Origin of the sequence: Burkholderia sp. JKS000303 (assembly GCF_002563755.1) — a bacterium.
Classification (GTDB): Bacteria; Pseudomonadota; Gammaproteobacteria; order Burkholderiales; family Burkholderiaceae; genus Burkholderia; species Burkholderia anthina_B.
Window position 1 is genome coordinate 694,880 of the sequence record NZ_PDBZ01000003.1, and the last position, 26,082, is coordinate 720,961.

The following is a 26,082-nucleotide window of genomic DNA, read 5'->3' on the forward strand; positions in this document are numbered from 1 at the left end:
CCACGCCGACTCCCCACCACCCCCCAGCTTCGATCATCGCGCGCGTTTGCCCGCGCCGGCGTGCTGCGCGAGCGCCAGCTCGACGAACGCGCGCGCCGCGGCGCTCCGATACGCGCCCTTGCGCTGCAGCAACACGGCGGTGCGCCGCAGCACGGCCGGATCGAGCGCCACCGCGACGAGATCCTCATGCTCGATGGCTATCGTCGCGGGCAGCAGCGTCGCGAGGTGGGTGCGGCGCACGATCTCGATCACCGCGCCGATCGAGTTGGCCTCCATCAACACGCGCGGCTGCACGTCGTGCTCGCGGAAATAGCGGTCGATCTGACCGCGCGTCGCGAATTCGGCGGTGAGCAGCACGAGCGTCGCATCGCGTAGCGCGCGCTGGCCGGCGGCGCGTTTTTTCGCGAACGCATGCCGGCGGTTCACGACGAGCGCGAGCGTCTCGACCAGCAGCGTCTGCACTTCGATGTCCGCGCTCTGCACGTCCTCGAACGCGATGCCGACGTCGAGCTCGTCGTCGACGAGCAGCGCCTCGATCCGTTCCTGCGACATCTCGCACACGGACAGCGACACGTCCGGATAGCGGCTGTGGAACGCGTCGACGAGCGGCCCGACGAGGTAGGTCGTGAAGGTCGGCGTGACCGCGATGCGCAGCGAGCCGCGGCTCAGGTCCTGCACGTCGTGAATCGCGCGCCGGCCTTCCGCGAGATCGTGCAGCGCCTGCCGCGCATAGCGGAAATACACGTCGCCCGCATCGGTCAGCCGCGTGACGCGGCCGGTGCGGTCGAACAGTTGCGCGCCGAGGGTGTCCTCGAGCTGGCGGATCTGCTGCGACAGCGCGGGCTGCGACACGTGGAGCGCGGCGGCGGCGCGCGTGAAGCTGCGATGCTCGGCGACGGCCAGGAAGTAGTTGATATGGCGCAGCAGCATGTCCGCTCCTATAAGTGGCACTTATGCCATGGATCATAAATCAGTCTTTTACGTTATCGGAAGCGGGGCGTAACCTGCCCTTCATTGATCCCGCTCGTACCGGAGGCCACGCGATGAAGGACATCATCGACGGATTTCTGAAGTTCCAGCGCGAAGCCTATCCGGAGCGCGCCGCGCTGTTCCACGATCTCGCACGCCGGCAGAACCCGCGTGCACTGTTCATCTCGTGCTCGGACAGCCGGCTCGTGCCGGAACTCGTCATGCAGCGCGAACCGGGCGACCTGTTCGTGATCCGCAACGCCGGCAACATCGTGCCGTCGTATGGCCCGGAACCGGGCGGCGTGTCGGCGTCGGTCGAATACGCGGTCGCCGCGCTGCGCGTGACCGACGTCGTGATCTGCGGACACTCCGACTGCGGCGCGATGACCGCGATCGCGACGTGTCAGTGCATGGACCACATGCCGGCCGTCGGTCACTGGCTGCGCTATGCCGACTCGGCGCGCGTCGTGAACGAGGCGCGCACGCATCGCAACGAGCGCGAGCGGATCGACTCGATGGTGCGCGAGAACGTGATCGCGCAACTCGCGAACCTGAAGACGCATCCCGCCGTGCGGCTCGCGCGCGAAGAGGGCCGCCTCGCGCTGCACGGCTGGGTCTACGACATCGAGTCGGGCTCGATCGACGCATACGACGGCGCGACCGGCCGGTTCGTGTCGCTCGCCGAGCATCCCGGCGTCCGCGCGACGCCAGCGGCGCTGTCCGCCGCTGCCTGAAACCTGTTTGCCCACTCACGAGGTATTGCCATGATCCAGTCCCAGCACAGCCAGAGCGCACGCCATGCGCTTGCCGAAACCGTCGTGCTCGCGAAGGCGCGCAAGAACCTGTCGTTCGCGCAGCTCACCGAAGGCACCGGCCTGAGCGAAGCGTTCGTCACGGCCGCGCTGCTCGGCCAGCACGCGCTACCGGCCGATGCGGCGCGCAGCGTCGCCGACAAGCTCGGCCTCGACGACGACGCGGTGCTGCTGCTGCAGACGATTCCGCTGCGCGGCAGCATCGACGATCGCGTGCCGACCGACCCGACGATCTATCGCTTCTACGAAATGCTGCAGGTGTACGGCACGACGCTGAAGGCGCTCGTCCACGAGAAGTTCGGCGACGGCATCATCAGCGCGATCAATTTTCGGCTCGACGTGAAGAAGGTCGACGATCCGGAAGGCGGTTCGCGCGCGGTGATCACGCTCGACGGCAAGTACCTGCCGACCAAGCCGTTCTGATGCGGTTGCCGCGCCGCGGCTTCGTCTGACGCACGCCGGCTGCCGGCCGGCGCGCGATTCCGCCAATCCGTTTCAACGAGGACACAGCCATGGATTTTGTGAAACGCACGATCGATCTCGCGATGAAGAACGTGGAAGAGGGCGGCCGCCCGTTCGCGACGGTGATCGTCCGCGACGGCGAGATCGTCGCGGAAAGCCCGAACCTCGTCGCGCAGACGAGCGACCCGACCGCGCACGCGGAAATCCTCGCGGTGCGCGATGCGTGCCGCAAGCTCGGCACCGAGCACCTGACGGATTGCGAGATCTACATTCTCGCGAGCCCGTGCCCGATGTGCCTCGGCTCGCTGTACTACTGCAGCCCGAAGCGCGTGATCTACATCACGACGCGCGAGGACTACGCGCCGTTCTATCGCGACGACCGCAAGTATTTCGAGCTTGATACGTTCTATGCCGAGTTTGCGAAGCCGGTCGAGGCGCGGCGCCTGCCGATGGTGCAGCAAAAGCACGGCGACGCGATTCGCGTCTACCAGCGCTGGAAGGAACTGAACGCCAGGTAATGCAGGCGGCGCTCCGCCGCGACTGCTCGTTTTCCCCACCCCTTCCCGTCGCCCGGCGGCCATCGTGCCGGCCGGGTTTTCCGCATGGCCGCGCGTGCGCTTGCCGCGCCCCGTTTTCCGGCCTTTTCCCGCCCTTTCTCACATCGATTCCGTTCAATGTCCGGAACGGAAATCCGCGATCCAAAAAGTTTTTGACGGGTTTAAAAATTCGCTCTGGAGACGACAGATGCGAGCAGAAAGCCCGATGAAAACCGATGAAATCATCATGACAGCCAGCATGGCGAACGAAGCCGACGGCGTGCCCGAGCGGCCGCTGACGATCGCCGTGCGTCATGTGCCGGTGCCGTTCCGTGCGCCGGCCGGATGCCGCCGCCGCTGATCACCGCGCCTTATCCCCGATACCCGATTTCTTGCGCCACACGATCCGGATGAGGAATCGCTCGATCCCTCTCCGCCGGCACCGCGCGACCGCACGACCGGTCGCGCCTGACACCCGACATTCGTTTACTTTTTCAACACGGACCATCATGAAACGGGAATCATTCAGTATACCTGAAGCAGTGCGTCGCGACGCGACGACGGACATGCTCAAGCCGAACGACGCGTTCGTGCGCATCGAAAACGTCGTGAAGAAATTCGGCGACAGCACGGCCGTCGACAACGTGAACCTGACGATCGCGAAGAACGAACTGTTCGCGCTGCTCGGCAGCTCCGGCTGCGGAAAGTCGACGCTGCTGCGCATGCTCGCCGGGCTCGAGACGGCCACCTCCGGCAAGATCTTCGTCGACGGCGAAGACCTCGCGTCGCTGCCGCCGTACCGCCGCCCGGTGAACATGATGTTCCAGTCGTACGCGCTGTTCCCGCACATGTCGGTCGAATCGAACGTCGCGTTCGGGCTGAAGCAGGAAGGCACGCCCAAGAACGAAATCAAGGAGCGCGTGGCCGATGCGCTCGCGCTCGTGCAGATGAGCAAGTACGCGAAGCGCAAGCCGCATCAGCTGTCGGGCGGCCAGCAGCAGCGCGTCGCGCTCGCCCGTTCGCTCGTGAAGCGCCCGAAGCTGCTGCTGCTCGACGAGCCGATGTCCGCGCTCGACAAGAAGATCCGCCAGAAAACCCAGCTCGAACTCGTGAACATCATCGAGAAGGTCGACGTGACCTGCGTGATGGTCACGCACGACCAGGAAGAGGCGATGACGATGGCGAGCCGCCTCGCGGTGATGAGCGAGGGCAAGATCGTGCAGATCGGCTCGCCCGGCGAAGTGTACGAATACCCGAACAGCCGTTTCTCGGCCGAGTTCATCGGCTCGACGAACCTGTTCGAAGGGCGCGTGGTCGAGGACGAGCCCGACCACATCTTCGTCGAGAGCGACGATCTCGAAGCACGGATGTATGTGAGCCACGGCGTGTCCGGCCCGCTCGGGATGCCGGTCGGCATCTCGGTGCGCCCGGAGCGCGTGCAGGTGTCGCGCGACAAGCCCGGCTCGCAGCACAACTGGGCGCGCGGCGTGGTGACCGACATCGCGTACATGGGCAGCTACTCGCTGTATCACGTGCGCTTGCCGAGCGGCAAGACGGTCGTGTCGAACCTGTCCAGCTCGCACCTGATGCACGACAGCGCGCCGTCGTGGAACGACGACGTGTTCGTGTCGTGGTCGCCGGCCAGCGGCGTCGTGCTGACGCAGTGAGGACGACATGATGAGAACTTCCGCTTCCACTCCGTCCGCGCCGGTATCGACCGGCGCCGCAAGCGCCGGCTCGGGCCGCGCTCGCCCGGGCCGCTTCGCGCTGCTGTCGCGCTTCCTGCCGTCGGGCCGCAGCGTCGCGATCGGCGTGCCGTTCCTGTGGCTCACGGTCTTCTTCGCGCTGCCGTTCGTGCTGGTGTTCAAGATCAGCTTCGCCGACCAGGTGATGGGGATCCCGCCGTACACGTCGCTCGTCGAGTTCAAGGACGGCGTCGTGCACTTCGCGCTGCAACTCGGGCACTACGCGTTCCTGCTGCAGGACGACCTGTATATCGCGACCTACCTCAGCTCGCTGAAGATGGCCGCCGTGTCGACGCTGCTCTGCTTGCTGATCGGCTACCCGATGGCGTACTACATCGCGCGCGCCGAGCCGGCGCGACGCAACGTGCTGATGATGGCCGTGATGCTGCCGTTCTGGACGTCGTTCCTGATCCGCGTGTACGCATGGATCGGCATCCTGAAGGATGACGGCCTGCTGAACCACGCGCTGATCGCGCTGGGCATCATCCACACGCCGCTGCGGCTGTATCACAGCGATGCGGGCGTCTATATCGGCATGGTCTATTCGTACCTGCCGTTCATGGTGATGCCGCTCTACGCACACCTCGTGAAGATGGACCTGACGCTGCTCGAAGCCGCGTACGACCTCGGCGCGAAGCCGTGGGTCGCGTTCACGCGCATCACGCTGCCGCTGTCGAAGAACGGGATCATCGCCGGCAGCCTGCTGGTGTTCATTCCGGCGGTCGGCGAGTACGTGATTCCGGAGCTGCTGGGCGGCGCCGACACGCTGATGATCGGCCGCGTGATGTGGGACGAGTTCTTCAACAACATGGACTGGCCGATGGCGTCCGCGGTGACGGTCGCGATGGTGCTGCTGCTGCTGGTGCCGATGGCGCTGTTCCAGTACTACCAGGTCAAGGAACTGGAGGAAGCGAAATGATCAAGCCGAGCAAACCGCTGTCGACGGGCGTTCTCGCCTTCGGCTTTCTGTTCCTGTACATCCCGATCATCAGCCTGATCGTGTACTCGTTCAACGAGTCGAAGCTGGTGACGGTGTGGTCGGGCTTCTCGCTGAAGTGGTACGCGGCGCTGTGGCAGGACGACGAGCTGCTGACCGCGGCGTGGCTGTCGCTGAAGATCGGCCTGCTGACCGCGACCGCATCGGTCGTGATCGGCACGTGGGCCGGTTTCGTGCTCGCGCGCTTCGGCCGCTTCAGGGGCTTCACGCTGTACACGGGGATGATCAACGCGCCGCTGGTGATTCCGGAGGTGATCCAGGGGATCTCGCTGCTGCTGCTGTTCGTGGCGCTGGAGCAGATGTTCGGCTGGCCGAAGGGTCGCGGGATGGTGACGATCTGGATCGGTCACGTGATGCTCTGCGTGTCGTACGTGGCGATCATCGTGCAGTCGCGCGTGAAGGAGATGAACAAGTCGCTCGAAGAGGCCGCGCTGGATCTGGGCGCGACGCCGCTGAAGGTGTTCTTCGTGGTGACGCTGCCGCTGATCTCGCAGGCGCTGCTGTCGGGGTGGCTGCTGTCGTTCACGCTGTCGATCGACGATCTGGTGCTGTCGGCGTTTCTCTCCGGGCCGGGGTCGACGACGCTGCCGCTGGTGGTGTTCTCGCGCGTGCGGCTCGGGCTGAACCCGGAGATGAACGCACTGGCGACGCTGTTCATCTCGGCCGTGACGATCGGCGTGATCGTCGTGAACCAGGCCATGATCGCGCGCGAGCGTCGTCGTGTGGCTGACTTGAAGGCGGCGTTCGCGGTGGCCTGAGCGGGCGCGGCGGGTGTCGAGGCGGCGGGCGCATGATGCGCCCGCCGTTTGCGCTTTTGTCATGAAGTGCGTCAGGAGTCTCGTTCGGCGCCCGTCGCGCAGCGTGCGGACGCGCTATAGTCGTGCGACGCCCGTTCACTCATGCCTTGACTACATGACCGCACATCCCGACGTCTCCTTCCAACTGACCGATACCGAACAACCGGCCGCACGCGACTTCATCAGCAGCAAGCTCGGCGAATTCAACCACGCGATGACGGGGCGTGCCGACACGGCGGCGCTCGACGTTTACGTGACCGATCCCGCGACCGGCGAGGTATTGGGCGGCCTCACGGGCCGGACGTCGCTCGGCCTGTTCTTCATCGACCTGTTCTACCTGCCGGATTCGCTGCGCGGCGGCGGCTTCGGCAGCCGGCTGCTGCGCGAGGCCGAAACGGAAGCGAAGCGGCGCGGCTGCGCCCGTGCGGTGCTCTACACGATTTCGTTCCAGGCGCCGGATTTCTACCGCAAGCAGGGTTACGAGGTGTTCGGCGAAGTGCCGTGTGAGCCGGAAGGCGCGGCGCGCGTGTTCATGGTCAAGACGCTTTGACGGAGGTCGTGCGGTGGCGGAAGGGGGATGCAGCGCCCGATAGCGGCATCCTCTCGACATTCACCGACATCGAGCAATCGCGCGGCGAGGCACCGAAGCATGCGACGCCGTTGACTGTCCGCGACGGCTGCCACGCCTGAAACATCCCGGCAACACGCACGATCACCGCCCCGGCGTCGCGCGCTCCACGATCATGTCGTACAACGCCCGCGCCGCGGGCGACAACTGCGCAGCCTTGCGCGTCACCAGCACGAGCGTGCGCGACACCGACGGTTCGACCAGCTCGATCGTGCGGATCATCGGATACGCATTCTTCTGAATCGCGAGCTTCGGCACCACGGCTGCGCCGAGCCCTTCGGCGACGAGCCCGAGCGCGGTCGAACTGCGCTGCACCTCGTAGAACGAATGCAGCGACACGCCGCTCGTCTTCAGCGCACCTTCGAGCAACCCGCGATTGCCGCTCACTTCGCCGGCGAAGATCAGCGGATGCGGCTGCAGCGCCGCCCAGCGAATCCGCCGCCGCTTCGCGAACGGATGATCGTCGCGACACACGAGCACGTACGGGTCATCGGTCAGCGACACGCTGACGAGTTCGGGGTGCTGATCGCCGGCGATACCGATCCCGAATTCCGCCTCGCGGCGCAACACGGCCTGCAGCACCGACGCCGATGCGTGATCGAGAATCTTCACGCGATCGTGCGGCCGGCGTTCGGAGAACGCGCGCAGAATGCGCGGCAGGTATTGCACGCCGACGGTCGGCACGCACGCGATCGTCACGTCGCCGCGCTGGCTCAGGCCCGTTTCGCGGATTTCGGTCAGTGCATCCGACAGCTCGTTCAGCAGCCGGCGCGCCTGCGGCAGGAAACGCAGGCCGATCTCGGTGAGCGTCGTGCGGCGCGTCGTGCGCTCGACCAGCGCGACGCCGAGAAACGATTCGAGCTTGCGCAACCGTTGCGTGATGGCCGTTTGCGTCACGTGCAGCGTATCGGCGGCCTGCCTGAAGCTGCCGCCGTCGGCGATCGCGACGAAGGCCTGCACACCCAGCGTATCGATTTTCATCAGAATTTTGAATCAATAACGATATTAAATTCATTTTACTGAAGCTGAGCAGGATCGCAGAATGCGTTGCATCGACGGCTGCCCGTCCCCGGCACCGTCCACGCCGACCCGGAGGAATATCGTGACGACCCCACTCGACCCATACGCGAACCAGTACGTGCAATTCGAGCGCGAACGCACGCGGCCTGTCCGCGATCTGCTGGCTGCCGTGCCGGACACGCCGATCCACACCGCGATCGACATCGGCTGCGGGCCAGGCAACTCGACCGAGGCGCTGATCGCGCGCGCACCGGACGCGACGGTGCGCGGGATCGACGCGTCGCCGGACATGATCGCGGCCGCGCGCAAGCGCCTGCCCGCGCTGCGCTTCGATCTTGCGGATGTCGCCACGTGGGACGATCCGGGCGGCTACGACCTGATCCTGTCGAACGCGGTGCTGCAATGGGTGCCCGCGCACGACACGCTGTTTCCGTCGCTGGTCGGCCGGCTCGCGCCGGGCGGCCATCTCGCGGTGCAGATGCCGGACAACCTCGATGAACCGGCGCACCGGCTGATGCGCGAAGTCGCGGCTGCCGGGCCGTGGGCGGAGAAGCTGAAGCAGGCGGCGCGCACCGAGCGGTTCGATGCGCGGTACTACTACGCGCTGCTGTTGCCGTTGTGTTCGCGCGTGGACGTGTGGCGCACGACCTACTACCACCCGCTGAGCGGTGGCGCCGATGCGGTGGTCGAATGGTTCAAGGGCAGCGCATTGCGGCCGTTCCTCGCGGCGCTGGACGAAGGCGAGCGCGATGCGTTCATCGCACGCTACCGCGACGCCATCGCGGGGCCGGACGGCTATCCGGTGCTCGACGACGGCACGGTGCTGCTGCCGTTCCCGCGCCTGTTCATCGTCGCGACGCGGAAGTAACGAATCGGTCATCCCGGCGCCGGGCGGCGGCCGGAACCCGGTCAGGCCGGCGGCCGCACCGATTTCGGGTCGACCGTCCGGCTTGTCGCGCGCTGCCCGTCGCGCAGGTCCTTGTACCAGAAGAGCGCGACTTCGCCGTCGTGCGCGCCGTCGGCGTACAGGAAGCGGTCGTGCCCGCCCACGACGAAGCCCGCGCGGGCATACGTGCAGCAGGCCGCGACATTGTTCGCCTGTGTCTCCAGCCGCATGAAGCCGAACCCGCGGCTGCGCGCCCACGCTTCCGCCGCGGCCAGCAGCAACTGGCCGATGCCTTGCCGCCGGCAGGTCCGGTCGACCGCGAGTTCCGCGATCTCGGCCATCCCGTTCCAGCTTTCCGTCATGGCGACGAATCCCGCGAGGCGCCCGCCCGCGGTCGCCCGAAACAGCGCGGTGCCGCCGGAGGCGTCGAGTGCGTCGCTGGCCGGGTCGAAGTCATAGTCCTTGCGCTGCACGGGCACCGCGCGCAGGTCGAGCAGATCCTGGTACGGCGCATTCAACTCCCACGCGATCTCGAACGAGAAGTCGCATCCGTTCAGTTCGCCGGCGGGAAGATCGACCACCTGTTCGATGCTGATGTGCTCGGCTCGGTCCATGTGTCGGTGTCCTGTTTTCCGTTCCTGTCTCGAATGGCTGTGCTCGTACCTTGCTTCCCCACGCGGCGTGGGTTCAACGCCCGATTATGCGGGATATCGGCGCGGTTTCTGCTGCGCACCGGTTATCCCCGCCGGATTGACATGGATCACGGGTGCTGCGCGACGCCTGTGGAAGAAAGGCGACAGGAACCCGAATAATTGTTTACCGCTTGATGACAACTCGATATATTTCGCAAGATATATCGAAGGTCGTGATGCCGACAGGCATCGCGCCGTCCATCTGCTCCACGAAAGCCGGAAGAGATTCTGGCCGGCATCGTCGGGGCAACGCGTCGTGATCGCGTGCGTATCGAAGCGCACGCGCCGCGGCGCTGCAAGTCGAGCGACTGCCCTTGCGGCATGCCGCTTCAGCAAGTTCATACCGGCATCGTTTCCGAACATCGTGCAGCGCGCATGAGGCGTTCGTACGTCCGGCCGATCCGGTGCGGCTTGCCCCCGTTCGTCATCGTTTTTCGTCAACTCGCCGCGCGTTCAGCAGCGATGCAAACGCGTGCGCTCACAACAAAAGGAAGCACCATGAAGAAGACCATCGCGGCCGCGGCCGCACTCGGGATGTTCGGCGCCGCACACGCGCAAAGCAGTGTCACGCTCTACGGGTTGATCGATGCGGGTGTCACGTACTCGAACAAGGTGGCGACGTCGACGGGGCACGACAAGCTCGTCAAGTACGGCGACGGTGTCGCATCGGGCAGCCGCTGGGGCATCCGCGGCACCGAGGATCTCGGCGGCGGGCTGAAGGCATTGTTCGTGCTGGAAAGCGGCTTCAGCAGCGGCGACGGCACGATCGGCCAGGGCGGTGCGATCTTCGGCCGTCAGGCATTCGTCGGCCTGTCGAAGAACGGCATCGGCTCGCTGACGTTCGGTCGCCAGTACTCGTTCTCGACCGACTACATCGGCGGCAACTACACGATGGGCAGCCAGACGCCGGCCGGCAACTACGCGTACCACATCAACGACCTCGACCAGCTGACGTCGAGCCGCATCAACAACGCGGTGAAATTCCAGAGCGCGAATTTCGCGGGCCTGACGTTCGGCGCGATGTACGGCTTCTCGAACTCGACGCAGTTCGCCGGCACGCCGACCACCACCGGCGCGAACGGCACGCAGGGCTCGTCGAGCGCGTACAGCTTCGGCGCGAACTATGCGCAGGGGCCGTTCGGCATCGGCGCCGCATACATGAACATCCGCTTCCCGAACGGCGCGTCGCCGGCGTTCGGCGTGAGCATCGCGAACATCAACACGCTCGGGTTGCGCGACCTCGAAACGTTCGGCATCGGCGCGCGCTACGCGATCGCGGCGGGCCTCGTGTGGGCGAACTGGACGCATACGACGTTCAAGCCGCTGTCGGGCGATTCGTCGAAGCTGAACAACTACGAAATCGGCGGCCGCTACGCGTTTACGCCGGCATGGAGCGCGGGCCTCGGCTACACGTTCTCGAAGCTCGACGATCGCTTCGAAGGCAAGTGGCACCAGGTCAACGCGGCCGTCGACTACGCGCTGTCGAAGCGCACCGACGTGTACGTGAGCGCGGCCTACCAGAAGGCGTCGGGCAGCAACACGATCAACGGCCGCGTGGTGCCGGTGCAGGCGGAGATCGGTTCGTCGGCGTCGTTCATCGGCAACGCGGGCGCGAACACGCAGTTCGTCACGCGTATCGGCTTGCGTCACAAGTTCTGATCGACACGCAGCACGGATGTCGTCGAAGCCGGCGATGTCCGCAGGGCGGGCGCTCCGGTGGGGCGCCCGTTTTGCCGTGACGGCACGCAACACCGCAGCCACGCGACGCATCGGCGCGGAACGCGCTATATTCAACGGCGCATATCGAAACGATAGTCGAACGCACGAACCCACATTCATTGGCACGGGAGCACCATTTTGAATTCGACGCACCGGGAAGCCGTCGGCGAAGCCTTTTCGCTCGACGCGATGCAGCATGCAAGAACCATGACGTGGCAAGCCGTCGACGCGATCGCGGCCGGCATCCGGCCCGGCATGCGGGAATCGGAGGCCAACGCGCTCGGGTTGCGTGTGCTCAAGGAACTCGGGATGGACCGCATCTGGCATCCGATCCTCGTGCGCTTCGGCGAGAACACGCTGCGCACCTTCAAGGAGCGCTCGATCGACGACCCGGTACTCGCGGCCGACGACATCTTCTTCATCGACCTCGGCGCGGTGTGGAGCAAGCACGAGGGCGACGCGGGCGCGACCTTCGTCTGCGGCGACGATCCGGACATGCAGGCGTGCGCGCAAGCCGCGCGCGTCATTTACGACGAAGTCGAGCACCACTGGCGCAGCACCGGATGCGCGGGCATCGCGCTGTACGAATTCGCGGCGCAGCGCGCCGACGCGCACGGCTTCCGGTTGAACGTCGACATCAAGGGCCATCGCGTCAGCGATTTCCCGCACGCGATCTACAAGGCCGGCAATCTCGGCGATTTCGACGGCGCGCCGGCTGCCGGGGTGTGGATCCTGGAAATCCAGATCGCACACCCGACGCGGCCGTTCGGCGCGTTCTACGAAGACCTGCTCGTATAGGCGTGAGCAGGGCGCCCGGCGACGCGCAGCAAACGCGCGTCGCCGGGTGGACAGCGCACCTCAGATGCTGATCGCGACGGGGCCCGCCAGCGGCGTATAGCCGTCGTCGAACAGAAACCACGCATCGTACTGGCCCGACGCCAGCGAACTGTTGGCGGTCGACGAGAACAGCAGCGAGCCGGTGCTTTTCGGCAGATACGCCCACGACTTGTAGCCGCCCTTGGTCGGCTGCGCACCGCGTGCATAGATGCCGACCCAGTTCTTCGGGCTGTGGCGCCACGGCGGCACGACATAGTCGAAGCGCAGCGTGCCGTAGGACGCCCCCTGCGACGACAGCACCGGGACGAACTTGCCGTTCGTATTGCCGATCGCCGAATCGGTCAGCAGCGCGCCGGATTGCGCCTGCACGCAACCGGCCACGCGACGCAGGAAGTTCGGATCGTTCGCGTCGCGGATGCTCGCGTCGTACCAGCCGGCGTCGCCGTACCACGTGATGGCCTGCGTCGCGCCGGCCGGCACGCTGACCGACTGCGCGGCGTTCATCCCGTACGCGTTGTCGACGAGCTGGAACGTCGTCGCGCCCGATCCCGCGGTATTGTCCAGCGTGATCTGCACGTTGCCGTTCTGCACGTCGTAGCAGAGGCTCACTTCGGCCGATGACCCCGTATTTCCCGACGCGCCGATGCTGCCGCGGAACGTCTGCAGGAATCCGTTCGGTCCGTAGACCGAATAGTCGTAGCCGCCGGTCGAATTCAGCGCAAGCGTATCCGCCAGGTTCGTGCACGCGTTCGCACCGGCGCCGATCGTGTATTGACGCGGAATCGTGCTGGTGCCGTCGACCCACGCCTGCAGATGCACGCCTGCCGTGCCGGTGTTGGTCATCGTCAGCGCGAGCGTCTTGCCGGACCGGTTCACCTTGCCCTGCACGAAGAACTCGTACGGCAGCCGGCATGCGGCGTTGCGGCCGGCTGTCTGCGCAGGCACCGCGGTGGTGGTGGCCGGCGGGATGATGACCGTCAGGCCGTTCGGGTTCATGTTGCTGGCCGGGCTCGGGATCGCCGGAATCGTCTGGTCGGGGTTCGTGAAGTCGAACGCCGATGTGAGATCGCCACACACGCTGCGCCGCCACGGCGTGATGTTGGTTTCCTGCAGCCCGAAGCGCGCTTCCAGAAAGCGGATCACCGATGTGTGATCGAAGACCTGCGAATTGACCTTGCCGCCTTTCGACCACGGCGAGATCACGAACATCGGCACGCGCGGGCCGAGACCGATCGGCACGTCGCCGCTCGCCGAACCGTCGGACGCCGCACCGCTGCTGCCGACGAATTCGGCGGCCGTCGACACGGTCGACTGGCCGGTGCCCGCCGACGCGCTCGACGGTACGGCAGGCGGCACGTGATCGAACAGCCCGTCGTTCTCGTCGTACATCACGAGCAGCACCGTGCTGGCCCAGACCTTCGGGTTCGACGTCAGCGCATTGAGCACGTTGCTCACATACCATTCGCCGCCGCTCGCGGCCCATGACGGATGCTCGCAGTACGCGTACGGCGCGGCGATCCACGATACCTGCGGCAGCGTGTCGTTCGCGACGTCGGCCTGCAACTGGCTGAACAGGCGCGTGTCGTATTCGGTGCCGCCGCCGCTCGGGTCGATCTGCGTGCCGTCGAGCGCGGGCGCGAGCGGATCGTTCGCGCCGAGGTTCTGGTACTGCCTGAAGTTGAGAATCACGTTGTCGCCGTAATTCCCGTTCCACCAGAGATCCTTGCTCGAGCCGTTGTATTCGCCGTAGCCGTGGCCCGAATCCAGCCCGTTGCCTTTGTCCTGGTAGAACTTCCACGTGACGCCGGCTGCATTCAGCCGCTCGGGCATCGTGGTCCAGCCGGTGCCGGTCATCGTGTTGGTCGTGTACGGCGCGTAGCCGGGAACGTTGCCGCAGCAACCGGTCCACAGATACAGGCGGTTCGGGTCCGTCGGGCCGAGCATCGAGCAGTGGTAGCCGTCGCACACGGTGAATGCGCTCGCCAGCGCGTAATAGAACGGGATGTCGTTCTGCGTGAAGTAATACATCGTGCCGCTGGTCTTCGCGTCGGCCCAGTTGTCGTAGCGGCCGTTGTTCCATGCGCTGTGCGTGCCGCTCCAGCTGTGGTCGAGGTCGCCGTAGTAAGTGTCGCCGTTCGCGACGCCGGCCGGCGGCGACGGGTTGAACGGGAACACGTAGGACAGCAGCCACGGCTGGCGCCAGACCGGATAGCCGCTCGAAATCACGACCGGGCGCGGGTCGCCGAAGCCGCGCGCGCTGCGCAGCGTGCCGAGGTAGTGGTCGAACGACCGGTTTTCCTGCATCAGGATCACGACGTGCTTCACGTCCTGAAGGGTGCCGGTGACGGTGGCTGCCGGGATCGACTGCGCGCGCAGGATGCTTTCGGGCAGCAGGCCGGTAACCGCGGTGGCGCCCGCGAGCTTCAGCGCATCGGCGAGGAACTGACGTCGTGTCGTGGAGGTGTTTTGCATGATCGCTCTTTGTCGTGAGTGACCGCTCGGACCGGCCGGGCGCTGCCGCGCATCGTGCGCGGCGCATGGCGACGGCCGTCGTGCGGACGTGGGCGTGCGCCCGTCAGTGGCAGGCGGTGGCGCAGTGCAGGACCGGCGCGGCGGCCGGGCTCGACACCGACGCGTGGTTCGCGGCGAGATTGCCGGGTGCGCTGGAGTCGCCATCGCCGCAACCGGCCAGCGTGCAAATGAGCGCGATCATGACGACACCGCGCCAGTGCGGAACGCGGTGTTCCGTACCTGGCAGCGGTGCGGTGCCGCACCGACCCGATTCGAGTCGGATTCCTGAGTGATTGAAATCCGTCGTACCTGTTCCTGATTTCATTGCCCCTCCTGACATGAAATGAACAGCCGAGAATATCGCCCGAATCAGAACAACTTCATGACAGGCCAGCCGCGCGTGTCGGCGACGTCCGACAGCCGCGCATCGGGATTGGTCGCGACCGGATGCGTGACGTAGTCCAGCAACGGCACGTCGTTGATCGAGTCGCTGTAGAAGTAGGTCCGTTCGAAATCCGACGGCGCGTAGCCGAGCGAATTCAGCCATTCGGTGGTGCGTACGATCTTCCCTTCGCGAAAGCTCAACACGCCGGTGCTGCGCCCGGTGAACTGCCCGCCGGGCGTGCCGTCGTCGGTAGCGAGTTCGATGCCGAGCAGGTGCTCGATCCCGAACTCGGCCGCGATCGGCCCCGTCACGAACACGTTGGTCGCGGTGACGATGCAGCAGAGATCGCCGTTCTCGAGATGGCGATCGACCAGCGCGCGCGCCTGCTGCGTGATGGCCGGCCGGATCACTTCGTCCATGAACTGCGCGTGCCAGCGCTCGAGCTGCGCCCGCGGATAGCGGGTGAGCGGCGCGAGCGTCACGGCCAGATACGCGTCCATGTCGAGCGTGCCGGCCGCGTAGTGGCCGTAGTGCTCGTCGATCAGCGCTGCGTGCTCGTGGTCTTCCCGCCAGCCGACCCGGGTGATGAAGCGGCCCCAGGCCTGATCGCTGTCGAGCGGCAGCAGCGTGTGATCGAGATCGAACAGCGCGAGATTCTTGTGCATGTAAAAGTCCTTGTATTGCGGGCTTACGCGCCGATCAGCTTGTCGATCGCGTCCTTGGCGTTCTTGCCGTCGATGGTCGTGACACCGTCGAGCCACTTCGACAGCACGCCGGGGTTCTTCTTCACCCAGTCCTTCGCGACCGCGACCGGATCGGCGTGATTCATGATCGGCACCATCAACTGGTTTTCTTCGTCGGTCGTGAACTTGAGGTTGGTCAGCAGCCGGCCGACGTTCGGGCAGTGTTCGAGGTAGCCCGGCGTGACGAGCGTGTAGACCTTCGCCGATCCGTAGTTCGGGCCGAACACGCTGTCGCCGCCTTCCAGATAGGAAATCCTGTAGTTGATGTTCATCGGATGCGGTTCCCACGCGAGGAACACGATCATCCGGTGTTCCTGCACGGCACGCGTCACCTGGACCAGCATCCCGGCCTCGCTCGATTCGACGAGCTTGAAGCCGCCCAGGCTGAACTCGTTCTTGTCGATCATGCGCTGGATCAGCGCGTTGCCGTTGTTGCCGGCGCCGATCCCGTAGATCTTGCCGTCGAGCTGGTCGCGGAATCTGGCGATGTCGGCGAAGCTCTTCAGGCCCTTGTCCGCCGCGAATTGCGGCACGGCCAGCGTGTAGCGCGCGCCGACGAGGTTCGGCTGCGGCAACTGGTGCACGGCGCCCGCATCGACGAACGGCTTCACCGTCGGCGTCATGCTCGGATCCCAGTAGCCGAGGAACGCATCAATCTGCGCCTTCTTCACGCCGGCCAGCACGATCGGCGGCGACGCGATCGTCTTGCTGGTTTCGTAGCCGAGCCCGTCGAGCAACATCATCGCGACACCGGTGGTGGCCGCGATGTCGCTCCAGCCCACATCGCCGAGCGTCACCTTCTTGCAGACGTCGCCTTCGGATGCGTGAACGGGAGCCGTCGCGATCGACGCGACCAGCGTTGCGGCCAGCATCCATACCTTGTTCGTCATGTTGGTCTCCTAAGCAAGTATTCCGGATCGTGTTGTGAGAGAGGTCCGACTTCGATCGTATTGATCGGATGAAACAAGCGAATCTGGGTCTAGCTGTGTTGTGTTTCGTACCGTATATTAGAACGCACAAAATCGCAAGTTCACACAAAAATACAACTTGCGATGAGGCTGGCTCGTCAGGAAAACGAAAGCAGGCGAAGTCGTACGGCATGCCGCGCGGCCCGCGATTCATCAAGTTGGGTAAAGGAAGGAGACCTCGAATGATCAGTCAGATGGAAATCATTTCCCGGCTGCTGCTGGCCGCATTGCTCGGCAGCATCATCGGTATCGAGCGCGAGCGGCTGTCGTGGGCGGCCGGGTTGCGCACGCACATGCTGGTGGCCGTCGGCGCTGCGCTGGTGATGGTGGTGTCCGCGTTCGGCTTCGCGGACATCCAGAACGCGAAGAACGTGTCGCTCGATCCGTCGCGGGTCGCCGCACAGGTCGTGTCGGGCATCGGCTTTCTCGGCGCCGGGTCGATCATGCTGCGCGGCGAGATCATCCGCGGCCTGACGACGGCGGCGAGCCTGTGGGTCGTGGCGGCGGTCGGGCTCGCGGTGGGCGGCGGGATGTACGTCGCCGCGATCGCCGCGACGGCGATCGTGCTGGCGATCCTCGCGGGCCTCAAGCCGATCGAGAAACGCTTCTTCGCCGCGCGGCAGCGCTGGGGTGTGCGCATTCTCGCGCGGCGCGGCGCGGTGAAGCTGACGTCGCTGCAGGCGATGCCCGGGATCGATCAGGCGCGCATCGTCCAGTTCATCATCGAGCAGGACGACACGACGCCGGACGACGACCGGATCCATGTGGTGTTCTCGAAGATGACGAGCAGCGAGTTCCAGGCGGTCCGTCAATCCCTGCAGACCCTCGTCGGCATCAAAAAGATGGAGGAGAGCGCCGCGTAGACCCGGTTCGAATAATATTGACGTTCATTTCCGAGGACATTTCATGTGGCAAGAAGAGCGATATCAGAGGATCCGGCTTCTGTTATCGAAGATGCAGCGCGTCTCCACCGACCGGATCATGGCCGACCTGAACGTGTCGCGGGAAACCGTGCGGCGCGATCTCGTCGACCTCGAGGCGATGGGGGAGCTGAAGCGCGTGCACGGCGGCGCGGTGCAGGTGGGCGACGAAGCGCCGATCGCCGAGCGCGCGCAAACGCACGTGAAGGCGAAGCTCGCGATCGCGCGCGCCGCGGCCCGGCTCGTCACCGGCTCGCAGACGCTCTTCATCGACGCGGGCACGACCACCACGCTGCTGGCCGAGGAACTGTCGAAGCTGTCCGGCCTCACGATCGTCACGAACTCGATCGACGTCGCGCTGAAGATGCGCTCGAGCGACCCCGGGCAGGCGAAGAACGAAACGATCCTGCTCGGCGGGATGATCGGCAGCCGCGCGGCCGCGACGGTCGGCGACGGGACCATCACCGAGATCTTCCGCTACCGGGCCGATCTCGCGCTGCTGTCGCCGGTCGGCGTCGATCACGTGCGCGGCGCGACGAACTACGACCGGATGGAAACGGAAGTCGCGCGCGCGATGGTGACCAACGCGGCGGACGTCGCGATCCTCGCCGACTTCAGCAAGCTCGGCACGACGAGCCGGATCGGCTTTTGCGAACCCGCGCGGATCGGCACGCTGGTGACGGACCAGAAGGCGGAGTCGGTCGACAGCTACAAGCACATCAGGAAGGCCATCGGGAACATCGTGCTGTCGTGATCCAGACCGGCGTGCGGGGCCCGATCCGCGCGGTTATTCCGCCCATGCGGGCAGCCTTCTGTCGCGCGGCCGTTTCCCGGCGTAATATATCCGTCGATACAACGATGGTGCCGCCCGGCGGCGCCGGCACGGAGGCGGGCGATGGAGATGGCAGGCACGATGGCGCCTTCGGCGCATGAGGCAGCGGTGGGTTCGATCGCGCTGGCCGGCGCATTCGAGCGGCCGATGACGGTCACGCTCGACGACTTGCGGCGCCACGCGTGCGTGAACGCCGAGCCGTTCGACCTGCGCTGCTTCACGACGAACCGTTTCATCCGCTCGGTCGAACCGTATCGCGGCGCGCGGCTGAAGGACCTGATCGACGCGGCCGGGCTGCGCAACGACATGCCGGGCGACTTCAAGCGCATGGTGTTCATCGCGTATGCGCACGACGGCTACGCGGTCACGTTTTCCTGGCACGAACTGTTCAACACGCCGGTCGGCGAACGCGTGATCGTCGCATTCGAATGCGGCGACACACCGCTGTCGATCGACGACGGCGCGCCGCTGCTGTTCTCCGGCGCGGACGTCATGCCCGCGCCGCGCCACGTGAAGCGGCTGGCGGGGATCGTCGCGCGCGTGATGGCGCTCTGAGCCGGCGCTGCGCCGGGCCTGCCTTCGTGTATGCTTGCCCGCATCGTTCAACCGGCAGACAACATGAAGACTTCGGCACACCCCAAGCCAGCGGTGCGGTTCAGAATGCGCATCCAGCAGGGCGACACGATCGCGCTCGGGCCTGGCAAGGTTGCGCTGCTCGAGGCGGTGCGCGAGCACGGGTCGATTTCGGCGGCGGCGCGCAGTCTGGAGATGTCGTACCGGCGCGCGTGGCTGCTGATGGACGAACTGAACCGGTCGCTGAAGTCGCCGGCGACGATGTCCGAGCACGGCGGCCAGAGCGGCGGCGGCAGCGTGCTCACGCCGGTCGGCGAAGAAATCATCCGCCTCTATCGCGAGATCGAGGAGCGTGCCTACGCGGCGTGCGCGGACGAAATCACCGCGCTGACGAAGCTGGTGCGCCGCTGAGGATTGCGCAGTCGCGCGGTGCCGGTGGCCTAGCCGTGCCGCAGGCAGAAGCGCGACGCTTCGCCCGCCTGCGCATCCGGCGGCATGACCTCGCGCGCATGCGCATCGAGCCGCCCGATCAATTCGACGAAACTGGCGACGCTCGCGGTTCGTAGCGGGTAGTACGCGATCTGGTGACGCTCGCACATCCGCTTGAGCAGGTTCACCGAATCATGGTCGATGCAGTCGACCGGAAACACGACGAGGTTCGCGCCCGGCAACGCCGCGGCCAGCAGGCCCTTGCGGTCCTCGATGCCGCCGTCGTGCAACGTCATTGCGCCGCCCGCCGTTTCGACGATCCGCCGGATCACCCGGTTCGAGCCGGGCCGGCCACCGACATAGACGACCCGCTTGTGCTGCAGGATCGACAGCGATTCCGCCGCGGGGGCGGCCGGATCGTCGTTCGACGCCTGCACCGCCTGTTCGATCGCGCTCGCTTCGGCGCGCAACGTCTTCACCATCGCCATCAGGTCGTCGAGCCGCGCGCGCATCGCGCGGGCACTCGCCTGTTCCGCGGCGATCCGCTGTTCCGCGGCCTCGCGGCGGCTCGTGTGCAGCGCAAGACGTTCGTCGCGCGCGGCCAGCGCTTCGCGCAGCTCGCGGACTTCGTCGCGCAGCACGCTTTCGGCGCTCATCGGCTGCGCGCTCTCGCGTGCGCGGCACGCATCCAGTTCCTTCAGCGCCGCGTCGCGCTCGACGCTCATCTCGTGCAGGCGCGCCTGCTGCCGTTCGATCTTCGCGTGCAGCGCCGCATTCTCTTCCTCGAACGCGACCAGCCGGCGGATATCCGCCCGATTCGCCGCGCCGACCAGATGCGACAGCATGTGCAGGTCGCCGAACGCGGCCTGGCGCACGCTCATCGTGGTGCGCGGATGCGTCATCAGCGCCCAGTACGCGGGCGGGATGTCGCCGCTTTTCAGCGCGTCCTGCCACAGCGCGATGAGTGCGTCCGCATCCTTTGCCTTGTCGAACGCACGGATCGCGCCCGCATAGCGTTCGTCGAGCGCCTTGTGCAGCGCCTTGCCGCCGGCCGCGCCCTCGATCGCAAGCTCGACGGCCGCGTGGTGGATTTCCAGGTCGGTGGCGCGCTGACGGTCCAGATCGGTGAATTTCGGCACGAGCTTGCGCAGCTCGTGCGTGGTCAGGCAAGTGCCGATGATCGAGCAGTGCAGGTTCGAATCGAGCTCGGACAGGCGCGTGCGGCGCTTCAGTTCGACATGTTGCGCTCGGGACGGCGCGCAGCAGGCGTCGATTCGTGCGGCGTCGGCGGGCGAAGTGCCGCCGGACGACGGCAGGCCCGCCGTGCGGGCCAGGCGAAAGGGCGGAGCGTGCATGTGGACCTCGATCCGGGCCCGGTGGGCCGGAGACGGATGCGCGAAAGATTGGCGAAATATACCACGGAATATAACGCACGAAATTCCGGGGAAACGCCGGGTGCGCGGCTCAGCAGGGCACGGCGGACTCGGGGTGCGACGCGTGGCGCGCGCCGGGCGACGGCGGCTGCATATGGCGTTCCATCACGTGTTCGACGCACAGTCCGACCAGCAGCACGTCGACGCGCTCCAGCGCGGCCACCGCGTTGCGCATCGCGGCCGGGTCGTTGCTGAACGCGTCGGAGAACACGTCGTCGCGGGTGCGTTCGAGGCTGCGGGCCTGACCGATCGCCCGTTCGAGCGCGGGCAGGCGTGTGAAGCGTGCGGCGCGTGCGTCGCTTTCGAGCGTCGCCAGCAGTTCGCGCAGGCTCAGCGCGGACAGCGTGTCGTCCGTCGTGGCCGAGAACAGCCGGATGAAGCGCATGACGCTGCCGCGCAGGCGCCGGAACGCGTCGACGACGTCCGTGACCTGCTGCGCGCGACCGTCGCTCGGCAACGGTCTGAGTGCGCTGATGCCGCGCGTCAAGGTCGGCGCAGGCGCGTGGGCGCGTGCGGCGCGCAACGGGGCGCGATCCGTCGGCGTGCGGGGCATGGTGGTTCTCCGGTGGTGCTGATGTCGATATATTCTACGGAATATATCGCTAGTGTAAAAAAAACGGCGCCGCCCCACCGGGCACGGCGCCGCCAACGGCCTGAAAGGCCGCCCTGGTCAACCGATCGCGCGCATCGCGTGGCGCAGTTCCTGGTAGCTGCGCAGGCCCGTCACGCCGAGTTCGCGGCCGATCCCGCTCAACCCGAAGCCGCCCCAGCACACATGCGGATAGATGAGCTGCGGCGCGTTGATCCACACGAGCCCGGCACGCACGCGCGACTGGAACTGCTTCGCGACGTCGGCATCTTGCGTGACGATCGTTGCGACGAGCCCGTAGCGCGTGTCGTTCGCGAGCGCGATCGCCTCGTCGTCGGTGCGGAACGACTTCACGCACGCGACCGGGCCGAATACCTCGTCGGTCCACAGCAGGTTGTCGGCGGCCGGTTCCGCGACCACGACGGGCGCCATGAAGAAGCCGTCGCCGCCGCTGTCGGCCACGCGGCCGCTGAACGCGACGCGCGCGCCCGCCGCGATGCCGCGTTCGAGCATCGCGTCGACGCGGGTGCGCTGCGCGGCCGAGATCATCGGCCCCATCGCGACCTGTCCGGTGCCCGGCGGCGCGACGACGAGCGCGCGCACGGCCGTCTCGAACGCGGCCATGAAGCTGCGATAGACGCTGTCGTGCACGAGGATGCGCGCGGTGGCCGAGCACATCTGGCCTGCGTTGGTGAAGGCGCCCGCGACGGCGAGCGACACCGCGACGTCGAGATCGGCGTCGTCGCGCACGATCAGCGACGACTTGCCGCCGAGTTCGAGCGTCACGCGCTTCATGTCCTCGGCCGCGGCCTGCATGACCTTGCGGCCGGCGGCCGTGCTGCCGGTAAACGAGATCTTGTCGATCAGCGGATGCGCGGTCAGCGCCGCGCCGACGTCGGCGCCGCCGTTCACGACGTTGACGACGCCGTCCGGCACGCCGGCTTCGGCGATCAGGTCGAGCAGCGCGTGCTCGGTCGGCGACGTCAGCTCGGACGGCTTCAGCACGACGGTGCAGCCGGCCGCGAGCGCGGGCGCGAGCTTCCACGCGGTCGTGACCATCGGGAAGTTCCACGGCATGATCAGCGCGGCGACGCCGACGGCGTCGTAGAAGCGCTCGGCCGCGACGGCGTCGCTCGGCAGTGCGACGGACTCGGCGGCGAACAGCGCCGGGTTGTCGCACAGCTGCGCGTAATACGCGAAGGTTGCGACGACGTCGCCGACGTCGGCATCGGCTTCGAACGGCGGCTTGCCGCTCACCTGCATCTGCAGCGCGGCGAGTCGCTCGCGGTCGGCTTCGACGCGCTCGGCGATTTTCGCGAGCAGGCGGCCGCGCTCGGCGGGCGGCGTGTCGCGCCAGCCGGCGAACGCGTCATGCGCGGCGCGAACCGCGGCATCGACGTGCGCGGCCGTCGCGAATTCCTGCCAGCCGATCGTCTCGCCGGTCGATGCGTTGAAGATCGGCGCCCCGGCTTCATCGGAATGCGTGCGCACGGGCCGGCCGGCGATACGCGCGGCGGGCAGCACGCGCGTCGCGGCGGAAGGGGAAAGCTCAGCGGTGGACATGACGGTTTTCCTGTCGGTCGGATGGGCGGATCAGCGGTAGGCGACGCCCGGCATCACGCAGAGCATTTCGAACGCGAGGTTCGCGCCGACGAGCGCGGTGGTGCCGGTCGGATCGTACGGCGGCGACACTTCGACGAGATCCGCGCCGACGATGTTCAGCCCCTTCATCCCGCGAATGATCTCGAGGCCCTGCTGCACCGACAGTCCGCCGATTTCCGGCGTGCCGGTGCCGGGCGCGAACGACGGATCGAGGCCGTCGATGTCGAAGCTGAGATACACCGGCGTGTCGCCGACGCGCTCGCGCACGTGCGCCATCAGCGGCGCGAGCGACTTGTTCCAGCATTCCTCCGCCTGCACGACGGTGAAGCCCTGCTGGCGGCACCAGTCGAAGTCTTCGGCGTGGTAGCCGGTGCCGCGCAGGCCGATCTGCGTGACCTTGTCGCATTGCAGCAGGCCGTCTTCCACCGCGCGGCGGAACGGCGTGCCGTGCGCGATCTTCTCGCCGAACATCGTGTCGTTCACGTCCGCATGCGCGTCGATGTGGACCACGGCGACCTTGCCGTATTTCTTGTGCAGCGCGCGCAGGATCGGCCACGCGATCGTGTGGTCGCCGCCGAGCGTGATCGGCCGGCAGCCGTTCGCGACGATCTCGTCGTACGCCTCTTCGATGCGGCGCACCGAATCCTTCAGGTCGTACGGGTTGGTCGCGACGTCGCCGATGTCGGCGACCTGCAGCGAATCGAACGGCGCGGCGCGCGTGGCCATGTTGTACGGGCGCAGCAGCACGGATTCGGTACGGATCTGGCGCGGGCCGAAGCGCGAGCCCGAGCGGTTCGACGTGCCGAGATCGAGCGGCACGCCGACGAAGCACACGTCGAGGCCGTCGGTCGTGTTGGCTTGCGGCAGGCGCATCATCGTGGCGATGCCGCCAAAGCGAGGCATCTCGTTGCCGCCCATCGGTTGGTTCAGTTCGCGGTGCATGGTGCCGTCTCCTCTTTCTGGTGAAAAACGATCGGCCGATGGTAGAGGAGAACGCGGGCCCGAAGATTTTGAAGTCGCAACGTTTACATCGACGGGTCTCGATGCGAGTGGCGCTGCGGCATCGACGCGGCGCGAGCGATCAGCCGGCGATCGCGGGCGGTGCGTCGTGGTCGTCGTCGGCAGCGATGGCGGTGCCGTGGGAAGCGGCGGAGGGGAACGCCGGCACGGCCGAGCCCCATGCGGCGAGCTCGCGCTTGGTGCGCACGCCGAGCTTCTGGAATGCCCGCTTCACGTACGACTCGGCCGTCGCGACGCGCACGCCGAGGATGTCGGCGGTTTCCGGCACGGTCTTGCCGGAGAGCAGGTGCTTGCAGGTTTCGTATTCGCGCCTGGACAGCTTCACGCCGTCGGCCGCGATCCGCGCATCGAACTGCGCGAGCGGATGCACTTCGGGCGTCGGATGCGCGACGCGACGCGCGGCGGTGGTCGACGCGTGCAGTTCGAGCAGCGGGAACAGCACGTCGCTGATGCTGCGAAAGCGGTTCATCTCGGCGAGCGTGAACGGCGGACGGTCGCGGCCGCGCTCCAGCGCGATCGAATGCTGCGCATAGCGGGTGCCGCGCGCGAGCACGCATTCGTGGCCGATCTGCACGTCGTCGTAGATCCGCTGGCGGAATTCGCCGGGCGGAATCGCCGCGATGTCGCGCACGACCAGCATCGTGCCCGTCTTGCCGCGCAGCCCCGCGAACAGCGGATCGCTGTCGAGAAAGCGCTCGTAATAGAGCGTCATCACGTCAGAGATTTCGGCGGCCTCGGTGCCGATGCCGCTGCTGCCGATCCATTCGCAGCGGTAGCCGGTGGGCATCGAGCCGTCGACGCGCGAACGTTCGACGTGCGCGACGTCGAGCGGCACCACGTCGTTCAGCAATTGCGTGAGGCGCGGCACGAAGTGCGGCGTGCCGACCGTCTCGATCAGCTCGCCCAGCGCCTTGAACGACACGTTGAAGCGGTCGGTGTCGCGGTGGAAGGGGTTCACGTTGAGCAGCATGCGGTTCCCAAGGGCCTGTTCCCGCTCATAACGGGCTTGCGAACGTGTGTTGCCGGTCGTAGTGCAAGGAGTGAGGAGCGCCGTTTGGCTGAGCCAAACAAGCGACGATCGACGCCGCAATACGGCCGGCAACGCACGTTCCCCTGATATAAAAAATACATTCGTCGGGCTGGCCATCAGCAGGGCCGGTCGCTGCGTCATGCTCCTTGCGAATACGCTCGGTATTCGCTTCGTCGCAGTCCTTGCGCTCGGCCCTGCTGATGGCCAGCGCAAGCCCGTTATGAGCGGGAACAGGCCCTTAAGGCGGCGCGATTTTAGCGGGTGCAACGGAAAACGTCAGTAGGGGGAAATACGGTACGGAGTCCTGCCACCCCTGCGCACCCGGAAAACGCGGTTTGTCCCCCCCGAAGGGGGGCATACCGGGGCAAGGTAAATGAGTAACTTTGTCTCTGCTTTTTTCAATCAAGAGACGAAAGATTCAAATGACCAAATTGATCAAGGACATCCTGCCGCTCGGCGCAGGCATCGGCGAATTCACGAAGCTCGACTTCGGGATGGACGAAAGCGACTGGCGCGCGGCCGAAGGCAAGAGCGGCAACTACCTCATCGGCTGGTGGGAAGGCAAGGTCGGCTCCGTGGAGTTTCCCGAAACCGCCGCCGACGAAGCCGTGTGGCTGGTCGAGGGCCGGATCGCGCTGACCGACGTCGAAGGCAACCGCAAGGAATTCACGCCGGGCCAGGGCTACCTGCTGCCGGCCGGTTTCGCGGGCCGCTGGGAGACGATCGAGGACGCGAAGAAGTTCTACGTGCTGCTCGAGAAGTCGTGATGTGAGCAACCGCTGCCGCGGCGTCGTCGTCAGGTTGACGCGGGCCCGGCGGCGGTTGTGTTTTCGATCGACCGCAAGCGACGTCCGTCACGCGCGTTCCGCCGGAACGGGTCGCGGCTTGCGGCGCCTGCGCCGATCATCGCTATCGGCGAAATCGGCACGCCGCGCATGCATGACGGG

General features: G+C 66.3%; 28 protein-coding genes. 16 read left to right on the plus strand and 12 right to left on the minus strand.

Features of this window, described 5'->3' with window-relative positions:
- Positions 1 to 33: 33 nt before the first annotated feature.
- Positions 34 to 930, minus strand: a complete 897-nt coding sequence (gene cynR, locus BX604_RS31075) for a transcriptional regulator CynR (RefSeq protein WP_098554631.1) — start codon at positions 928 to 930, stop codon at positions 34 to 36.
- A 113-nt stretch (positions 931 to 1,043) separates the two neighbouring features.
- Between cynR and BX604_RS31080 the strand changes: the two genes are divergently transcribed.
- The 8 genes from BX604_RS31080 (at position 1,044) to BX604_RS31110 (ending at position 6,868) form a co-directional block, all read left to right on the plus strand.
- A complete protein-coding gene (locus BX604_RS31080; protein WP_098554632.1) occupies positions 1,044 to 1,703 on the plus strand; it encodes a carbonic anhydrase in 660 nt (219 codons plus the stop codon).
- 30 nt (positions 1,704 to 1,733) lie between these two features.
- The gene (cynS, locus tag BX604_RS31085; protein WP_098554633.1) at positions 1,734 to 2,204 is read left to right on the plus strand and encodes a cyanase; all 471 of its coding nucleotides are present in this window, start codon (positions 1,734 to 1,736) and stop codon (positions 2,202 to 2,204) included.
- Positions 2,205 to 2,293: 89 nt separating this feature from the next.
- On the plus strand, positions 2,294 to 2,761 hold the full coding sequence (locus BX604_RS31090; RefSeq protein ID WP_098554634.1) for a nucleoside deaminase: 468 nt from the start codon (positions 2,294 to 2,296) through the stop codon (positions 2,759 to 2,761).
- Between the two features lie 244 nt (positions 2,762 to 3,005).
- Positions 3,006 to 3,140 (plus strand): hypothetical protein, encoded by a 135-nt coding sequence (locus tag BX604_RS39820; RefSeq protein ID WP_257146475.1) that lies wholly within the window; start codon positions 3,006 to 3,008, stop codon positions 3,138 to 3,140.
- A 205-nt stretch (positions 3,141 to 3,345) separates the two neighbouring features.
- On the plus strand, positions 3,346 to 4,446 hold the full coding sequence (locus tag BX604_RS31095) for an ABC transporter ATP-binding protein (protein WP_257146476.1): 1,101 nt from the start codon (positions 3,346 to 3,348) through the stop codon (positions 4,444 to 4,446).
- Positions 4,447 to 4,456: 10 nt separating this feature from the next.
- Positions 4,457 to 5,443: an ABC transporter permease subunit gene (locus tag BX604_RS31100; RefSeq protein WP_098552773.1), complete on the plus strand. Its 987-nt coding sequence runs from the start codon at positions 4,457 to 4,459 to the stop codon at positions 5,441 to 5,443.
- Entirely contained in the window at positions 5,440 to 6,279 is an 840-nt protein-coding gene (locus tag BX604_RS31105; protein ID WP_098554636.1) for an ABC transporter permease subunit, read from the plus strand. Before BX604_RS31100 ends, BX604_RS31105 begins: the two co-directional genes overlap by 4 nt.
- A 154-nt stretch (positions 6,280 to 6,433) precedes the next feature.
- Positions 6,434 to 6,868 carry a GNAT family N-acetyltransferase gene (locus BX604_RS31110; RefSeq protein WP_098554637.1) on the plus strand — a complete coding sequence of 145 codons (435 nt, stop codon included), beginning with the start codon at positions 6,434 to 6,436 and terminating at the stop codon, positions 6,866 to 6,868.
- A gap of 162 nt (positions 6,869 to 7,030) precedes the next feature.
- Here the strand turns inward: BX604_RS31110 and BX604_RS31115 are convergent, their stop codons facing one another.
- On the minus strand, positions 7,031 to 7,927 hold the full coding sequence (locus tag BX604_RS31115) for a LysR family transcriptional regulator (RefSeq protein WP_098554638.1): 897 nt from the start codon (positions 7,925 to 7,927) through the stop codon (positions 7,031 to 7,033).
- Between the two features lie 121 nt (positions 7,928 to 8,048).
- On the opposite strand from BX604_RS31115, the gene tam reads away from it, so the two are divergent.
- On the plus strand, positions 8,049 to 8,834 hold the full coding sequence (tam, locus tag BX604_RS31120; RefSeq protein ID WP_098554639.1) for a trans-aconitate 2-methyltransferase: 786 nt from the start codon (positions 8,049 to 8,051) through the stop codon (positions 8,832 to 8,834).
- Between the two features lie 41 nt (positions 8,835 to 8,875).
- On the opposite strand, the gene BX604_RS31125 is transcribed toward tam, so the two are convergent.
- Positions 8,876 to 9,466: a GNAT family N-acetyltransferase gene (locus BX604_RS31125; protein ID WP_098554640.1), complete on the minus strand. Its 591-nt coding sequence runs from the start codon at positions 9,464 to 9,466 to the stop codon at positions 8,876 to 8,878.
- A gap of 576 nt (positions 9,467 to 10,042) precedes the next feature.
- Here BX604_RS31125 and BX604_RS31130 point away from each other — a divergent pair.
- A complete protein-coding gene (locus tag BX604_RS31130) occupies positions 10,043 to 11,203 on the plus strand; it encodes a porin (RefSeq protein ID WP_098554641.1) in 1,161 nt (386 codons plus the stop codon).
- 198 nt (positions 11,204 to 11,401) lie between these two features.
- On the plus strand, positions 11,402 to 12,061 hold the full coding sequence (locus BX604_RS31135; protein WP_098554642.1) for a M24 family metallopeptidase: 660 nt from the start codon (positions 11,402 to 11,404) through the stop codon (positions 12,059 to 12,061).
- A gap of 60 nt (positions 12,062 to 12,121) precedes the next feature.
- Here BX604_RS31135 and BX604_RS31140 read toward each other — a convergent pair whose 3' ends face one another.
- The 4 genes from BX604_RS31140 to BX604_RS31155 all read right to left on the minus strand — a co-directional run bounded on the left by BX604_RS31140 (position 12,122) and on the right by BX604_RS31155 (position 16,629).
- The gene (locus BX604_RS31140) at positions 12,122 to 14,572 is read right to left on the minus strand and encodes a phosphocholine-specific phospholipase C (protein ID WP_098554643.1); all 2,451 of its coding nucleotides are present in this window, start codon (positions 14,570 to 14,572) and stop codon (positions 12,122 to 12,124) included.
- A gap of 103 nt (positions 14,573 to 14,675) precedes the next feature.
- Positions 14,676 to 14,813, minus strand: a complete 138-nt coding sequence (locus tag BX604_RS39825) for a hypothetical protein (protein WP_257146477.1) — start codon at positions 14,811 to 14,813, stop codon at positions 14,676 to 14,678.
- A 167-nt stretch (positions 14,814 to 14,980) separates the two neighbouring features.
- Positions 14,981 to 15,661, minus strand: a complete 681-nt coding sequence (locus tag BX604_RS31150) for an HAD family hydrolase (RefSeq protein WP_098554645.1) — start codon at positions 15,659 to 15,661, stop codon at positions 14,981 to 14,983.
- A 23-nt stretch (positions 15,662 to 15,684) separates the two neighbouring features.
- Positions 15,685 to 16,629 (minus strand): choline ABC transporter substrate-binding protein, encoded by a 945-nt coding sequence (locus tag BX604_RS31155; protein ID WP_098554646.1) that lies wholly within the window; start codon positions 16,627 to 16,629, stop codon positions 15,685 to 15,687.
- A 260-nt stretch (positions 16,630 to 16,889) separates the two neighbouring features.
- Between BX604_RS31155 and BX604_RS31160 the strand changes: the two genes are divergently transcribed.
- From BX604_RS31160 to BX604_RS31175, 4 genes are all read left to right on the plus strand, one after another.
- Complete coding sequence (locus BX604_RS31160) at positions 16,890 to 17,570, plus strand: MgtC/SapB family protein (RefSeq protein WP_098554647.1); 681 nt, start codon at positions 16,890 to 16,892, stop codon at positions 17,568 to 17,570.
- A gap of 43 nt (positions 17,571 to 17,613) precedes the next feature.
- Positions 17,614 to 18,381: a DeoR/GlpR family DNA-binding transcription regulator gene (locus BX604_RS31165; RefSeq protein WP_098554648.1), complete on the plus strand. Its 768-nt coding sequence runs from the start codon at positions 17,614 to 17,616 to the stop codon at positions 18,379 to 18,381.
- 141 nt (positions 18,382 to 18,522) lie between these two features.
- Complete coding sequence (locus tag BX604_RS31170) at positions 18,523 to 19,014, plus strand: molybdopterin-dependent oxidoreductase (RefSeq protein WP_098554649.1); 492 nt, start codon at positions 18,523 to 18,525, stop codon at positions 19,012 to 19,014.
- 105 nt (positions 19,015 to 19,119) lie between these two features.
- Positions 19,120 to 19,443 carry a winged helix-turn-helix domain-containing protein gene (locus BX604_RS31175; RefSeq protein WP_098554650.1) on the plus strand — a complete coding sequence of 108 codons (324 nt, stop codon included), beginning with the start codon at positions 19,120 to 19,122 and terminating at the stop codon, positions 19,441 to 19,443.
- Between the two features lie 29 nt (positions 19,444 to 19,472).
- On the opposite strand, the gene BX604_RS31180 is transcribed toward BX604_RS31175, so the two are convergent.
- The 5 genes from BX604_RS31180 to BX604_RS31200 form a co-directional block, all read right to left on the minus strand.
- Positions 19,473 to 20,816, minus strand: coding sequence for a DUF2325 domain-containing protein (locus BX604_RS31180; protein WP_098554651.1), 1,344 nt, complete (start codon positions 20,814 to 20,816; stop codon positions 19,473 to 19,475).
- Positions 20,817 to 20,925: 109 nt separating this feature from the next.
- Complete coding sequence (locus BX604_RS31185) at positions 20,926 to 21,447, minus strand: hypothetical protein (RefSeq protein ID WP_257146479.1); 522 nt, start codon at positions 21,445 to 21,447, stop codon at positions 20,926 to 20,928.
- A 117-nt stretch (positions 21,448 to 21,564) separates the two neighbouring features.
- Positions 21,565 to 23,046 (minus strand): aldehyde dehydrogenase family protein, encoded by a 1,482-nt coding sequence (locus tag BX604_RS31190; RefSeq protein WP_098554652.1) that lies wholly within the window; start codon positions 23,044 to 23,046, stop codon positions 21,565 to 21,567.
- Between the two features lie 30 nt (positions 23,047 to 23,076).
- A complete protein-coding gene (gene speB, locus BX604_RS31195; RefSeq protein WP_098554653.1) occupies positions 23,077 to 24,027 on the minus strand; it encodes an agmatinase in 951 nt (316 codons plus the stop codon).
- A gap of 139 nt (positions 24,028 to 24,166) precedes the next feature.
- Positions 24,167 to 25,075 (minus strand): helix-turn-helix transcriptional regulator, encoded by a 909-nt coding sequence (locus BX604_RS31200; RefSeq protein ID WP_098554654.1) that lies wholly within the window; start codon positions 25,073 to 25,075, stop codon positions 24,167 to 24,169.
- Between the two features lie 482 nt (positions 25,076 to 25,557).
- Between BX604_RS31200 and BX604_RS31210 the strand changes: the two genes are divergently transcribed.
- Positions 25,558 to 25,902 carry a cupin domain-containing protein gene (locus BX604_RS31210; protein WP_027789860.1) on the plus strand — a complete coding sequence of 115 codons (345 nt, stop codon included), beginning with the start codon at positions 25,558 to 25,560 and terminating at the stop codon, positions 25,900 to 25,902.
- Positions 25,903 to 26,082 lie beyond the last annotated feature (180 nt).

Bases quoted from the DNA above. Each gene is read 5' to 3' on its own strand.
- cynR (WP_098554631.1), bottom strand. From the start codon at position 930: ATGCTGCTGCGCCATATCAACTACTTCCTGGCCGTCGCCGAGCATCGC.
- BX604_RS31080 (WP_098554632.1), top strand. From the start codon at position 1,044: ATGAAGGACATCATCGACGGATTTCTGAAGTTCCAGCGCGAAGCCTAT.
- cynS (WP_098554633.1), top strand. From the start codon at position 1,734: ATGATCCAGTCCCAGCACAGCCAGAGCGCACGCCATGCGCTTGCCGAA.
- BX604_RS31090 (WP_098554634.1), top strand. From the start codon at position 2,294: ATGGATTTTGTGAAACGCACGATCGATCTCGCGATGAAGAACGTGGAA.
- BX604_RS39820 (WP_257146475.1), top strand. From the start codon at position 3,006: ATGAAAACCGATGAAATCATCATGACAGCCAGCATGGCGAACGAAGCC.
- BX604_RS31095 (WP_257146476.1), top strand. From the start codon at position 3,346: ATGCTCAAGCCGAACGACGCGTTCGTGCGCATCGAAAACGTCGTGAAG.
- BX604_RS31100 (WP_098552773.1), top strand. From the start codon at position 4,457: ATGAGAACTTCCGCTTCCACTCCGTCCGCGCCGGTATCGACCGGCGCC.
- BX604_RS31105 (WP_098554636.1), top strand. From the start codon at position 5,440: ATGATCAAGCCGAGCAAACCGCTGTCGACGGGCGTTCTCGCCTTCGGC.
- BX604_RS31110 (WP_098554637.1), top strand. From the start codon at position 6,434: ATGACCGCACATCCCGACGTCTCCTTCCAACTGACCGATACCGAACAA.
- BX604_RS31115 (WP_098554638.1), bottom strand. From the start codon at position 7,927: ATGAAAATCGATACGCTGGGTGTGCAGGCCTTCGTCGCGATCGCCGAC.
- BX604_RS31125 (WP_098554640.1), bottom strand. From the start codon at position 9,466: ATGGACCGAGCCGAGCACATCAGCATCGAACAGGTGGTCGATCTTCCC.
- BX604_RS31130 (WP_098554641.1), top strand. From the start codon at position 10,043: ATGAAGAAGACCATCGCGGCCGCGGCCGCACTCGGGATGTTCGGCGCC.
- BX604_RS31140 (WP_098554643.1), bottom strand. From the start codon at position 14,572: ATGCAAAACACCTCCACGACACGACGTCAGTTCCTCGCCGATGCGCTG.
- BX604_RS39825 (WP_257146477.1), bottom strand. From the start codon at position 14,813: ATGATCGCGCTCATTTGCACGCTGGCCGGTTGCGGCGATGGCGACTCC.
- BX604_RS31150 (WP_098554645.1), bottom strand. From the start codon at position 15,661: ATGCACAAGAATCTCGCGCTGTTCGATCTCGATCACACGCTGCTGCCG.
- BX604_RS31155 (WP_098554646.1), bottom strand. From the start codon at position 16,629: ATGACGAACAAGGTATGGATGCTGGCCGCAACGCTGGTCGCGTCGATC.
- BX604_RS31160 (WP_098554647.1), top strand. From the start codon at position 16,890: ATGATCAGTCAGATGGAAATCATTTCCCGGCTGCTGCTGGCCGCATTG.
- BX604_RS31165 (WP_098554648.1), top strand. From the start codon at position 17,614: ATGTGGCAAGAAGAGCGATATCAGAGGATCCGGCTTCTGTTATCGAAG.
- BX604_RS31170 (WP_098554649.1), top strand. From the start codon at position 18,523: ATGGAGATGGCAGGCACGATGGCGCCTTCGGCGCATGAGGCAGCGGTG.
- BX604_RS31175 (WP_098554650.1), top strand. From the start codon at position 19,120: ATGCGCATCCAGCAGGGCGACACGATCGCGCTCGGGCCTGGCAAGGTT.
- BX604_RS31180 (WP_098554651.1), bottom strand. From the start codon at position 20,816: ATGCACGCTCCGCCCTTTCGCCTGGCCCGCACGGCGGGCCTGCCGTCG.
- BX604_RS31185 (WP_257146479.1), bottom strand. From the start codon at position 21,447: ATGCCCCGCACGCCGACGGATCGCGCCCCGTTGCGCGCCGCACGCGCC.
- BX604_RS31190 (WP_098554652.1), bottom strand. From the start codon at position 23,046: ATGTCCACCGCTGAGCTTTCCCCTTCCGCCGCGACGCGCGTGCTGCCC.
- speB (WP_098554653.1), bottom strand. From the start codon at position 24,027: ATGCACCGCGAACTGAACCAACCGATGGGCGGCAACGAGATGCCTCGC.
- BX604_RS31200 (WP_098554654.1), bottom strand. From the start codon at position 25,075: ATGCTGCTCAACGTGAACCCCTTCCACCGCGACACCGACCGCTTCAAC.
- BX604_RS31210 (WP_027789860.1), top strand. From the start codon at position 25,558: ATGACCAAATTGATCAAGGACATCCTGCCGCTCGGCGCAGGCATCGGC.